Below are 11,708 nucleotides of genomic sequence, written 5' to 3'. Positions count from 1 at the left end.
CCGCCCGGGCGGAAAGGAGGTCGGATGCGAGCCCTCGTCGCCGCACCGCCCGCTCTGCTCATCGCAGTTCTGCTCGTCGCCGGCTGCGCTGCCGGGTCACCGGCCCCGGCCGGCAGCACCGCACGGTCCGCGACCGTGCCGCCGGCAGTCGCAGCGCCGAGCGCGGTGCAAGCCACGGGTACGGCAGGACCGTTCAGCGGCACCGACAACGCCTGGCTCCAGTTGACGGTGGCGATGGCCGAACGACTGCAGCCTGTACTCGACCTGGTGCCGGCCCGGACCACCGACCCGGCATGGCGGCGGCTGGCCGCCCAGGTCGGGGCGTCCCACCGCGTCGACCTAGACCGGTCCCGCCGGCTGCTGGCCGACTCGGGTGCGCCGGCGACCAACCCGCATGAGGGGCACGACATGCCCGGCATGATTACCGCTGAGGAGCTGACCGCGCTGCGGTCGGCCGCCGGGAAGCCGTTCGACCGGTTGCTCGCTCAGCACCTGCGCGCGCACCTGGCGCAGTCGGTCCGGATCGCCGCCGCCGAGCAGCAGGGTGGAGTTCACCCGGCGACCACCGCGCTGGCCGCGGCCGTGGTCCGGGGCGGCAACGCCGAACTCGCGCGGCTCGACCGGCTGGACAGTGCGCCGAGCCGCTGACCCCTCAGCCCCGGTTGGTGACGATCTGGTCGAGCAGCGCCGGACACTCGCCAGCCGATCCCGCCGAGCCCGGTGACAGCGACGCTCAGGCGGTGTAGCGGGCGGCCAGGTCCACGGTGCGTCGGGCTGCGGCGACCATCGCCCGGTCGGCGAACCGGCCGTCCGGCAGCACCACCGTCCCCGAGTCCCGCCGGTGCGCCTCGGCCACTGCGGCCAGCAGCTCCGCGGCGCGGGCCACCTCCCGATCGGCCGGCCGGAACGCCTCGACGATCACCGGCAGTTGGCGCGGGTGGATCGCCGCGCGGCCGAGGAAGCCGAGCCGCCGACCCACCGCGCAGGAGGCGGCCAGACCGGCGTGGTCGGCGACGTCCGCGTACACCGACATCGCCGGCGGGACCAGTCCGGCGGCGCGGGCCGCGACCACCACTCGACCGCGTGCCCAGAGCAACCCGTCGTCGTCGCTCACCCCGAGGTCTGAGCGGAGGTCGGCCTCGCCGAGCCCGATCGAGGCCACCGCGGGGTGGGCGGACGCGATCGGGTACGCGGCCTCCAGCCCGAGCGCCGATTCGACCAGCGGGTGCAGCGGCACGTCGACCCGGTCGGCGAGCGCCGCCACCGTTGCGGCCGACTCCACCTTGGGCAGCCGCAGCCCGGCCAGCCCGGGCCGACCGGATACCGCGGCCAGGTCGGCGTCGACGTCCGGCCCGGTCAGCTCGTTGACCCGGACCTGCACCGGAACCGGCTGCACCTCGGCGAGGAACTCGGCGACGGCGTCCCGGGCGTACGCCTTACGCCCGGCGACAACGGCGTCCTCAAGGTCGAGGATGACCGCGTCGGCACCCGAGGCGACCGCCTTGGCGAACCGGTCCGGGCGGTCGCCGGGCACGTAGAGCCAGCTGAGCAGCATCAGAGCACGCCCCGCTCGCGCAGCGCGGCCAATTCGTCGGCGCTCAGGCCGAGCGCGCCGAACACCTCGTCGGTGTCCTGGCCGTGCCGCCGACCGGCGTGCCGGATCTCCCCCGGCGTGTCGGTGAGTCGGAACGGCACGTTCTGCATCCGCACCTCGCCCAGCTCCTCGTCCGGGACGCTGCGCACGGTGCCCAGCGCCGCGTACTGCGGGTCGGCGAGGATGTCCCGCACGTCGTAGACCGGCGCGACCGCCGCCTGCGCCGCCTCGAACGCGGCCACCACCTCGTCCCGGTCCCGCTTCGCCACCCAGGCGCTCACGGCCGCGTCCAACTCGTCGGCGTGCTCGGCTCGGCCGCTGCCGGTGGCGAACCACGGCTCGTCGATCAGCTCGGGTCGGCCGACCAGCCGCAGCACCCGCTCGGCGATGCTCTGCGCGCTGGTGGAGACCGCCACCCAGCGCCCGTCCGAGCATCGGTAGGTGTTGCGCGGGGCGTTGTTGTTGGACCGGTTGCCCAGCCGGGGCTGGATGTAGCCGAGCTGGTCGTACCAGGTGATCTGCGGGCCGAGCATCGCCATGATCGGCTCGATGATGGCGAGGTCCACCACCTGCCCGGTGCCGGTGGCGTCCCGGGCCCGGAGGGCCAGCATCACCGCGTACGCGGCGGCCAGCGCGCTCACCGAGTCCGCCAGCCCGAACGGGGGCAGGGTGGGTGGGCCGTCCGGTTCCCCGGTGGCCGCGGCGAAGCCGCTCATCGCCTCGGCGAGGGTGCCGAAGCCGGGCCGGCGGGCGTACGGGCCGACCTGCCCGAAGCCGCTGATCCGGGTGATCACCAATCGGGGATTGACCGCGTGCAGCTCGGCCGGGCCGAGCCCCCACCGCTCCAGCGTGCCCGGACGGAAGTTCTCCACCAGCACGTCGGCGTCGGCGAGCAGCCGGCGCAGCAGGGCGGCGCCGTCCGGGTCGGAGAGGTTGAGGGTGACGGTCCGTTTGTTGCGGCCGAGCACCTTCCACCAGAGCCCGACGCCGTCCCGGGCCGGGCCGTGACCCCGCGACGGGTCCGGCTTGGCCGGGTGCTCCACCTTGATCACGTCGGCGCCGAAGTCGCCGAGGAACGCGGCCGCGAGCGGCCCGGCGAAGAGGGTGGCCAGGTCGACCACCTTCACCCGGTCGAGCGGGCCACGGGTGGCACGCCCGGCCCCCGGATCAGTCGCGGCGGTCACGGCGTTCCCTTCGTCGGGTCGAGGGCGGTGAGGAAGACGTCGCCGTTGCCGAGGGCGCCGCCGCCCACCGGCGCTCCGGCGGTGAGCCCGCTGACCAGCAGCCGGCCGTCGGCGCCGAGGGTCGCGTAGACGTTCTCCTCGCCGAACGGGTCGGCTGCGTCGTCCCGGACCGTGCCGTACTGGGCGACGCCGAGTTGGCGTCCCCGGGCGTCGAGCCGCACGGTCAGCACGTCCGCGCCGCCGACCGGCAGCCCGAGCGTGCTGTTGGTGAACCCGACCACGGCGACCGCGCCGTCGGGCAGCGGCACCACCTCCGCGCCGGCATCGGCCCCGTGGCCGCCGGTCACGGTCCGCCAGCGTTGCCGACCGGTCGAGGTGTACGCGACGGTCAGCACGTCGCTGCCACCGTTGGTCGCCTCGCCGCCGGTGGAGCCGGTGGCCAGCACCGTGTCGGTGGAGCTGATCGCGACGCCGCCGAGCAGGTCGTCTCCGGCGCCGCCCACCGAGGTCACCCAGCTGCGGGTGCCGGCCGGGTCGTACCGGGCCAGCCAGCCGTCTGCGCCGCCGAGCGCCGTCGTGCCCGGCAGGCCGGCCGAGGTGCCGCCGGCCACGTACACGCCCTGCGCGTCGGCCATCACCGCGTACGCCTTGTCCTCGCCTGGCCCGCCGAACTGCCGGCTCCAGGCGACGCGCCCGTCCGGGCCGATCCGGGCCAGCACGGCGTCCTTGTCGCCGGCACCGGTCTCGCCGGCGAACGAGCCACTGGTGTAGCCGGCGACGTACGCACCGCCGTCCGGCGCTGGCGCGACGGCGTAGAACCGGTCCGCCTTCGTCGGGTCACCGGCCTGGGTCAGCCAGGCCCGCTGCCCGGACCCGGTCAGCCGGGTCACCAAGGCGTCGTCGGCCGGGTTGCCGGGGTGCTTTCCGTCCAGGTCGCCGCGGGTGTAGCCGGCGGCGATGACCCCGCCGTCGGCGAGCGGCATCAGCCCGTAGAGGCGGTCGTTCGCGGCGGTGCCGAACTGGGTCGTCCACCGCGCGGTCGTGCCGTCGGCGGCGAGCCGGCTCACCACCGCGTCCAGCCCGCCGGCGTACGGCTGGCCGTCGACCGGGCCGGAGGCGGCGTAGCCGATGGTGGTCGTGCCATCCTGGTGGGCGGCGACGCCGCCGGCCCAGTCCGTGCCCGCGCTGCCGTGCACCGGCCCGGGCAGCCCGGCCGGCGGAGTGACGCTCAGCGTGCCGGCGAGGTGCTTCAGACCGTCCACGAAGGCGGGTCGCCAGACATCCCAGTCGTGCCCCCCGTCGAGCACCCGCAGCTCGGCGGCGACCCCGTCGGCGCGGCGCACCGTGTTGTAGAGGGTGGCCGCCTCGTAGTCGAGGTCGTGCGCGGCGTCGGCCGGGTCGGGGTTGGCCCACTCGTCATCGCCGACCGCGACGTACATCCGGACCGGGGACTCCGGGTCCAGGCCGGACAGCAGGGCGGGGTAGTTCAGCTGCTGGTAGACCTCGTCGGAGAAGCGCTGCGCGCCCGAGCCGAAGGCACCGAACTCGCGCGCCGACGAGTCGGCCGGCGGCAGCGGCCGGTAGACCGCCGGGCTGAGCACCAGCGCGTTGGCGAAGAGGTCCTGGTGGGCGAGGGCGTAGCGCAGCGCCCCGGCGCCGCCCATCGAGTAGCCGCCGACCAGGCGGGCGCCGCGGTGCGCGGCGGTGCGGTAGGTGGCATCGACATGCGCCACCAGGTCGCGGGTGAGCGCGGTCTCCACCGGCCGGCCCGGGTCGTCCGCGCCGGTGTAGGAGGAGTCGACGTACCAGTTACCCCGGCTGCTCCACGGCGCGTCGGGCAGCACCGCGATCACCGGCGACACCTCGCCGTCGGCGATCATCCGGTCCAGGTCGGCCTTCACCTGGGTCCACGCCTGCATGGTGTCGCCCCGCCCGTGCAACAGGTACAGCACCGGGTAGCGGGCGGCGGTCGCATTGGCGTACCCGTACGGCAGGTAGACGGTGTAGTCGATGGTCCCGTCCAACGCCGGGGACGGCGCGGACGCGGTGGTCAGCGTGCCCGCGCGGAGGCGCTCCGCACTCGCCCCAACCGGTACCGCGCCGGTCAGTCCCAGCGCGAGGAGCACGGCGGCCACGCCGCCGCCGATCCGCCAGCGTCTGCCCATCAGGTCACTCCTTGGGGGTCGGAAGGTCTGCGGCGCAGCGGAAGCCCACCTGGTCGGAGCGGGTGAGCCCGGCGCCGGTCAGTAGCAGCTTCACCGAGACGTCCGCCGGCTGCGGGCCGCCGTCGAGGTACCAGTCGGAGCCGTCCGCCCGGTACCCGGCGCCGCCCTTGAGGATGACGAATCGGGTACGCCCGTCGGAGTGCTCGCTCTCGGTCAGGTTCCACACCAGCGGCTCCCGGCGGACGAGCAGCCCTGCCTCGGCGGCCACCTGCCACTCGTCCTCGGTGGGCAGCCGCAGCCCGGCCCACGCCGCGTACGCCCGGGCGTCGGCCAGGTCCACCCCGGTCACCGGGGCGTCGGCCGGTCCGTGCCCCGCGGTGAACCGCTCGGGGCGCACCGGCCGGTAGTCGGTGGCCCGCAGGAACTCGGCGTACTCGCCGTGGGTGATCTCGTGGGTGGCGATGGCGAACCGGCCGAGCCGGACGCTGCGGCGCAGCGTGCCGGTGTGGTGCAGCCGGGGTGGCAGTGGCTTCCACTCGTCGACGTAGGGCGCCTCGCCGTACAGCCCGGTTTCCCGCACCCGGTGCCGGACCACCAGCTCCCGCCGGCCGGCCTCGACAGTGGCCATGCCTCGCGGCAACTGCGGCCGGGGTGCCCATGGAGTCCGGACGCGTACCGCGGAGCGGGCCGGGAAGGACGGGTCGCCGGTGGGTGGCTCGTGCCGGTGCACGGCGGCGTCGGTGACGACCACGGCGGCGATCGCGCCGGCCGGCAGCGGACCGCCCACCGCCAGCCGGCCGTCACCGGTCTCGGTGACGGTCAGCTCGGCGCCGGTGACCAGGTCGACGAATCGTCGGTCGGCCTGGGCCTCGGTGACCAGCCACGGCCCGTCGTGGTCCGCGCCCCGGTTCACCACCGTCCACAGGGGCTCGTCTTCGTGCGTCCAGCGGGACGCGTACACCTGGCCCTGGCCGGCGTGGTCGGCGAGCGGGACCCAGTCCTCGGCGCGCAACCACGCCGCGTGGCTGGCCTGCACCCGGCGCATCGCCCGCAGCACCGCCCGGTCCCGGTCGTTCCAGCCGACCCAGACGCCGAAGACGCTCTCCCACACCAGCACCCCGACGCCGTTGAGCCAGGCCGAGTGCAACTCGTCGAGGTGGTCGCGGTGCCAACGGCGGGTGTGGTGCAGCACGTGCCGCCGCTCGAACCACTTCGCCCGCAGCACGCCGGGCACCTCGGAGTCGGCGAACCACTGCGCCCACGACATCGAGTGGTCGGCGATCCGGGCCAGCGGGACCCGACTCTCGCCTTCGAGGACCATGCCGGGGCGGACCGCGTCCAGCGCGGCGCGCAGCTCTCCGGCACCTTCCTTGAGGGTGTCCAGGAAGACGCCGTCGACGCCGAGCTTGCCGGCCAGCGCCGCGACCTCCTCGGCGTCGCTGCCCGGCTCGCGGCGGGTGCCGGTGTCCCACGGGTTGTAGTCGATGAAGACCCGCACCCCGCGCTCCTGGAACGCGCGCACCACCTCGGGCAGCTCCGGCACGTCCCGGTACCAGTCGAACTGGTTACGGTCGTCCAGGCCGATCACCGGGTACGCGTGCCAGAGCACCACCCCGTCGAAGCCGCCGAAATCCTGCCCGGCCGCGTCGAGGAAGTCGTCGACGGTGAAGACGCCGCGCTCGTGGTCGTAGAGCGCCTCGTCCCAGAGCCAGGTCAGGCAGACGCTGAAGCAGTCGCCGGCGATCTCGTCGTAGTGCGTGCCGGTGTAGCCGATCCGGGCCCGGGCGTCGGCCCGCCAGCGGGTGAGTTGCTCCCGCCAGGCCGGCCAGACGGCCGGGTCGGCCGGCGCGGCGAAGATCTTCGCTTCGTCCAGGGTGGTCAGGTCGGCGTGCCCGCCGAGCGGCACCTCGGTCGGCCGGTCGATCGGGCGCGGGACATACGGGTTGAAGCTCACGGGGTACCTCGGTAGGTCGCGTCGTAGAGGGCGTCGATGGCGGACCGCTCAGGCAGGGCGGTGGACGCGCCGGGCCGCTGAGCGCAGGCCGCGCCGGCAGCGCACGCCCAGCGCAGGCTCGCCGTGACGGTGTCTTCGGTGCTGGCGCCGCCACGCTCGGCCCAGCCCACGGCGAGCGCGCCGGTGAAGGCGTCGCCCGCGGCGGTGGTGTCCACCGCGTCGATGCGCGGGGCCGGGACGGTCAGGCGCAGACCTCGCCGGTCGGCGTACGCGGCACCGCGCGCGCCGAGGGTCAGCACCACCCGGGGCACCAGCTCCAGCAGGGCGTCGAGCAGCACCGGCGGGTCGTCGGAGAAGACCCCGGCCACGACCGCCGCCTCGTGTTCGTTGACCACCAGCACGTCGACCAGGTCGAGCAGGTCCGTCGGCAGCACGGCGGCCGGCGCGGCGTTCAACACCACGGTGGTGCCCTCCGCCCGGGCCCAGTCGGCCGCACGGACCACGGCGGCCAGCGGCACCTCCAGTTGGAGCAGCAGCACGTCCGCCGCGGCGATCGTCTCCCGGTCGTCGGCGTCCAGCTCGGTCAACGTGCCGTTGGCGCCGGGCGCGACCACGATGAAGTTCTCCGCGTCCCGGTCGACGGCGATCAGCGCGATGCCGGAGGGACCGGCGACGGTCCGCAGGCCGCGAACGTCGACCCCCGCGCCGACCAGGCTCGCCCGCATCTGCGTACCGAACTCGTCGTCGCCGACCGCGCCGACGAAGTCGCAGGCGGCACCGGCCCGTGCGGCGGCGACCGCCTGGTTGGCGCCCTTGCCGCCGGGCACGGTCCGGAAGTTCTCGCCGAGCACCGTCTCACCGGGGCGGGGCAGCCGCGACGCGGTCACCACCAGGTCCAGGTTGCTGCTGCCCACCACCGCCACGCGCGCGCTCATGCGGGGCTCCTTTCCGTCCACCGGTGCTGGTTCACGATCCGCTCCCCGACTGGGCCAGGGCCTGGGTACGCTCGGCCAGCTCGTCGAAGCCGATCCCGTCGAAGCCGGCGATGCTGCTGGCCAGCCGGTTGCGCAGCGGGGCGACCCACCGCGCCGGCAGCCCGGACGCCCCGGTGAGCGCCCCGGTGACCGCACCGACCGTCGCGCCGGTCGAGTCGGTGTCCCAGCCGCCGCTGACCACCGCGGTGATGGACCGCTCCAGGTCGCCTCGGCCGTACGCCAGCGCGGCGGCCACCAGCGCGGCGTTGTTGCGTACGTGCACCCAGTGCAGGTGGCCGTGCCGGACATACAGCTCGTCGACCACGCGTTCCCAGTCGTCGGCCCCCTCGCCGAGAGCGCGCGCCTCGCGGACCGTGGCCGCGAACCGACTGCGCGGCGGCAGCACCGCCTCGGCGGCGTCCAGCACCTCGTCCATGCTCGCGGCGACCGGCGCGGCGGCGGCCAGTGCGGCGGCCCAGATCGCGCCGTGCACCCCGCCCCGGACGTGGCTGACGGTCGCGTCCCGCCAGGCCAGCTCCGCGGCCCGGTCGGGCCGGCCGGGGTTGACCCAGCCGTACACGTCGGTGCGGATCTGCGCGCCGATCCACTCCCGGAACGGGTTGTGCCGACGGGCGCTCTCTGGTGGAGCGAGCCCGAGCAGCAGGTTCCGGTACGCCACCCGCTCGGCGGTGAAGACCCGCCCGGCGGGCAGCCAGTCCAGCCACGCCTGCGCCACGTCGGCGCTGGTGAAGTCCCGCCCGTGCGTCTCCAGCACCCGCAGCGCCAGCAGCGCGTAGTTCAGGTCGTCGTCCTCGGGCATGCCGTCGATGTTCTCGGCGAGGCTGGTCGGTGCGCTGCGCCGGTTCCACGGCCAGCGGGCGGCGACCTCGGCCGGCAGCCCCTTTGCGGTGAACCAGTCGCGCAGCGGCCACCGGTCGGTCGCCGTGAGGATCTCCCGGATTCCCTCCCGGGGGATCTTCTCCACCGGCTTGCCGAGCAGGCAGCCGGCCGCCCGGCCGAGCCACGCGCCGTGCAGCCGGTCGTGCGTCACGTCGGTCGGCAGGGACCAACTCGTCGGCCATTCGGCCCGGAGTGCGGCCAGCTCATCCGGCTCATCGTCGGCGGCGACGGCGGGCAGCGCGTCGGCGGCGTCCAGCAGCTCCGCCGCGAGCGCCCGCAGCGCCGGCGACGCCGGGGTCGGCGACGCCCCGCTGACCGGCGGGGTCAGGTCCCCGCCGGCCACCGCCCACCGCTGGGCGAGGGCCGCGACGTCGCGCCCCTCGTCCCGGCTGGCCGCCAACTCGTGCGGCAGCAGGTCCTCCGGCTGAACCCAGGTGATCCTCACCGGGTCGACTCGCCGTCGGATGCGTCCGCCACGGCCCGACCGGCGCCGCCGGCCAGCCCGGCGAAGCGCTCCGCCCGCCGGGTGAACCGGGCCTGGTCCCGCTCGAAGACCTCGCTGGCCACCGCCGCGAGAACCCGGGCCGGCTCCACCAGGTCGGTCCGGGAGGCGGTGGCGACCACCTCGGACCACTCCGCCGGCACCGCCGCGGCGCCGCCGAGCGCTCCGGCGATGGCAGCGGCCATCGTGGCGGTGGAGTCGGCGTCCCGGCCGTAGTTGACCGCACCGAGCACCGCCGGGCGGAACTCGCCGCCGGCCACCACGAGCATGCCGATGGCCACCGGCAGCTCCTCGATGGCGTGCAGCCGACTGGGCCGTCGCGCGCCGAGCCCGGGGCTCCGGTACTCCTCCCCCACCGTGTCGTAGGGGGCGACCGCGGCGCGCAACGCCGGAATCGCCTGCTTCCAGTCGTGGTGGCTCCGGGCCTCCTTGACGACCGCGTCGATGGCCGCCCGGGTGCCGTCTCGGGCCAGGTCCAGCGCCGCGGCGACGACGTCCTCGACGCCCGCGCCGGGGGTCGCCGCCGCGGCGACCGCCGCCGCGAAGACGGCGGCGGCCTCCCGCCCGTAGCTGTGCTGGTGCGCTCCGGCGATCTCCACCGCCTCGGCGTACGCCCCGGCCGGGTCGCCCGCGTTGACGATGCCGACCGGGGCCATGTACATGGCCGCACCACAGTTGACGATGTTGCCGACCCCGGCCTCGCGCGGGTCCGCGTGAGCGTGGTGCAGGCGGGTGACCAACCACCGCTCGGCGGCCGCGAGCCGGTGGAAGGTCACCCCCTCCCGCTCCAGGTCGGGGATGTAGACCACCCGCTCGATCAGATCGGGGACCAGCAGCTCCACCACGTCGTACGCGTCGAGGTGGTCCCGTTTGGCCGCATAGGCGCGGACCAGGGCGTGGGTCATCAACGTGTCGTCGGTGATGTGCCCGTCGCCCTTGTGGTACGGCGCGAGCGGTCGCGCGGTGGACCAGTCGGCGTGGTACGGGGGCACGATGCCCTCGACCCAGCCGCCGAACCGCGCGCGGATCTGCTCCGGCAGTGCCGTCTCGGTGGCGCCGCCAAGGGCGTCTCCGACCGCGGCGCCGACCAGGCAGCCGACCGATGTGTCGAGCAAGAGTGACATGTCCTACCTCAGAACCTGCTTGCCACCGTCGACCAGCTGCGTACCGAGCTGATCGAGGGTGATCTTGTTGGCGAAGTACTGCTGGAGAGCCGGGGTGGCGTACTTGGTCTTCCACTCCGGGTAGCCGTCGGCCTGCTGGAACGGGGCGACGGTCAGGTCCGCGGCGCTGTCCGCGGCGACGTCCCAGCCCTGCTTGCCGGCGGTGAGCTTGACCAGTTCCTCGTTGGCCTGCTTGCCGGTCGGTACCAGCCAGTCACCCTTGGCCAGCGCGGCCATGTTGGTCGGGTTCAGGAAGTACTCGAGGAACTGCGCGGCCTGCTTCTTGTGCTTGGAATCCGCGGATACGGACAGCGTCTGCGGGTTGGCCGCCTGCTTGGCGGAGAGCCCCTTCACCGGCGGCAGGGTGACCCATTCGAAGCCGGCCGGCGCCTGCTCGACCATCTGCTGACGCAGCGACACCGAGCCGGGCAGCATGGCGTACTTGCCGCCGAAGAAGCCGGGCAGGGTGTCCGCGCCGCTCATGCCGAGCGCCTCCGGGGAGGCGGACTTCGTGGTGTAGATCATGTCGTGGATCCGCTTTGGGATCTCCTTCTCCGCGTCACCGACCCGCACCTCGGTGCGCCCGCCGTCGGTGTAGAAGAACTTCCCGTCGTAGTTGAGCGCCAGGTTCAGCACCCGGTTGGTCGGCGACTTCAGCGCCCAGGCCACGCCGTACTGGCCGGGCTTGGTGAGCTTCTGCGCGTTGCCCTGGAACTCGTCCCAGGTCCAGCCGCCGTCAGCCGGCGGCACCGCGACACCGGCGGCGTCGAGCAGCTTCTTGTTGGCGATGACGACCTGCGACTCCAGCAGGAACGGAATGCCGGTGATCTTGCCGTCGACGGTGGCCGTGTCCCAGACGCCCTGGTCGATCTGGCCCTTCAGGTCGTCGGAGACCAGCCCGGAGAGGTCGGCCAGGTAGCCCTGCTTGCTGAACTCGCCGATCGCGGACGCCTCGTAGTGCACGATGTCGGGTGCGTCGCCGCCCTCGAAGGAGGTCAGCAGCTGGTCGTGCACCGAGTTCCAGTCACCCTGGACGTACTCGACCTGGATGTCCGGGTGCTCGGCGTTCCATTTGGCGACGAGGTCCTTGTTGACCTGCAGCGACTCCTTCTGCCAGGCGAGGCTGAGGAAGCGCAGCTTGGCCGGGCCGGACGTGGCCTCGTCGCCGCCGCTGTCACCGCACGCGGTGAGCGCGCCGAGGCCGACGACCGCGACCGCGGTGGCCGCGGCGAGTCGACGAAATCGGGTAGGGAGCATGGGGGTTACCTCCTT

Annotated in this window: 9 protein-coding genes; 1 reads left to right on the top strand and 8 read right to left on the bottom strand. The window is 74.3% G+C overall.

The window, feature by feature from the left end:
* Positions 1 to 24: 24 nt before the first annotated feature.
* Positions 25 to 648, top strand: coding sequence for a DUF305 domain-containing protein (locus tag OG470_RS24085; protein WP_328415682.1), 624 nt, complete (start codon positions 25 to 27; stop codon positions 646 to 648).
* A gap of 85 nt (positions 649 to 733) precedes the next feature.
* On the opposite strand, the gene OG470_RS24080 is transcribed toward OG470_RS24085, so the two are convergent.
* The 8 genes from OG470_RS24080 to OG470_RS24045 are packed head-to-tail and all read right to left on the bottom strand — an operon-like array spanning position 734 to position 11,693.
* Positions 734 to 1,555 carry an HpcH/HpaI aldolase/citrate lyase family protein gene (locus OG470_RS24080; protein WP_328415680.1) on the bottom strand — a complete coding sequence of 274 codons (822 nt, stop codon included), beginning with the start codon at positions 1,553 to 1,555 and terminating at the stop codon, positions 734 to 736.
* Positions 1,555 to 2,778, bottom strand: a complete 1,224-nt coding sequence (locus tag OG470_RS24075) for a CaiB/BaiF CoA transferase family protein (RefSeq protein ID WP_328415679.1) — start codon at positions 2,776 to 2,778, stop codon at positions 1,555 to 1,557. Before OG470_RS24075 ends, OG470_RS24080 begins: the two co-directional genes overlap by 1 nt.
* Positions 2,775 to 4,943, bottom strand: a complete 2,169-nt coding sequence (locus OG470_RS24070) for an alpha/beta hydrolase-fold protein (RefSeq protein ID WP_328415677.1) — start codon at positions 4,941 to 4,943, stop codon at positions 2,775 to 2,777. The genes OG470_RS24075 and OG470_RS24070 overlap by 4 nt, the downstream gene beginning before the upstream one ends.
* 4 nt (positions 4,944 to 4,947) lie before the next feature.
* Positions 4,948 to 6,897, bottom strand: coding sequence for an SUMF1/EgtB/PvdO family nonheme iron enzyme (locus OG470_RS24065; RefSeq protein ID WP_328415675.1), 1,950 nt, complete (start codon positions 6,895 to 6,897; stop codon positions 4,948 to 4,950).
* Positions 6,894 to 7,832 (bottom strand): ribokinase, encoded by a 939-nt coding sequence (locus tag OG470_RS24060; RefSeq protein ID WP_328415673.1) that lies wholly within the window; start codon positions 7,830 to 7,832, stop codon positions 6,894 to 6,896. Before OG470_RS24060 ends, OG470_RS24065 begins: the two co-directional genes overlap by 4 nt.
* Before the next feature lie 31 nt (positions 7,833 to 7,863).
* The gene (locus OG470_RS24055; protein ID WP_328415672.1) at positions 7,864 to 9,216 is read right to left on the bottom strand and encodes an ADP-ribosylglycohydrolase family protein; all 1,353 of its coding nucleotides are present in this window, start codon (positions 9,214 to 9,216) and stop codon (positions 7,864 to 7,866) included.
* The gene (locus OG470_RS24050; protein WP_328415671.1) at positions 9,213 to 10,397 is read right to left on the bottom strand and encodes an ADP-ribosylglycohydrolase family protein; all 1,185 of its coding nucleotides are present in this window, start codon (positions 10,395 to 10,397) and stop codon (positions 9,213 to 9,215) included. The genes OG470_RS24055 and OG470_RS24050 overlap by 4 nt, the downstream gene beginning before the upstream one ends.
* Before the next feature lie 3 nt (positions 10,398 to 10,400).
* Positions 10,401 to 11,693, bottom strand: a complete 1,293-nt coding sequence (locus OG470_RS24045) for an ABC transporter substrate-binding protein (RefSeq protein ID WP_328415670.1) — start codon at positions 11,691 to 11,693, stop codon at positions 10,401 to 10,403.
* Positions 11,694 to 11,708: the final 15 nt, after the last annotated feature.

Origin of the sequence: Micromonospora sp. NBC_00389 (assembly GCF_036059255.1) — a bacterium.
Classification (GTDB): Bacteria; Actinomycetota; Actinomycetes; order Mycobacteriales; family Micromonosporaceae; genus Micromonospora.
This window is presented reverse-complemented; position numbering and strand designations above follow the sequence as displayed.

Coding starts and splice junctions, on each gene's coding strand:
- OG470_RS24085 (WP_328415682.1), top strand. CDS start 25: ATGCGAGCCCTCGTCGCCGCACCGCCCGCTCTGCTCATCGCAGTTCTG.
- OG470_RS24080 (WP_328415680.1), bottom strand. CDS start 1,555: ATGCTGCTCAGCTGGCTCTACGTGCCCGGCGACCGCCCGGACCGGTTC.
- OG470_RS24070 (WP_328415677.1), bottom strand. CDS start 4,943: ATGGGCAGACGCTGGCGGATCGGCGGCGGCGTGGCCGCCGTGCTCCTC.
- OG470_RS24060 (WP_328415673.1), bottom strand. CDS start 7,832: ATGAGCGCGCGCGTGGCGGTGGTGGGCAGCAGCAACCTGGACCTGGTG.
- OG470_RS24050 (WP_328415671.1), bottom strand. CDS start 10,397: ATGTCACTCTTGCTCGACACATCGGTCGGCTGCCTGGTCGGCGCCGCG.
- OG470_RS24045 (WP_328415670.1), bottom strand. CDS start 11,693: ATGCTCCCTACCCGATTTCGTCGACTCGCCGCGGCCACCGCGGTCGCG.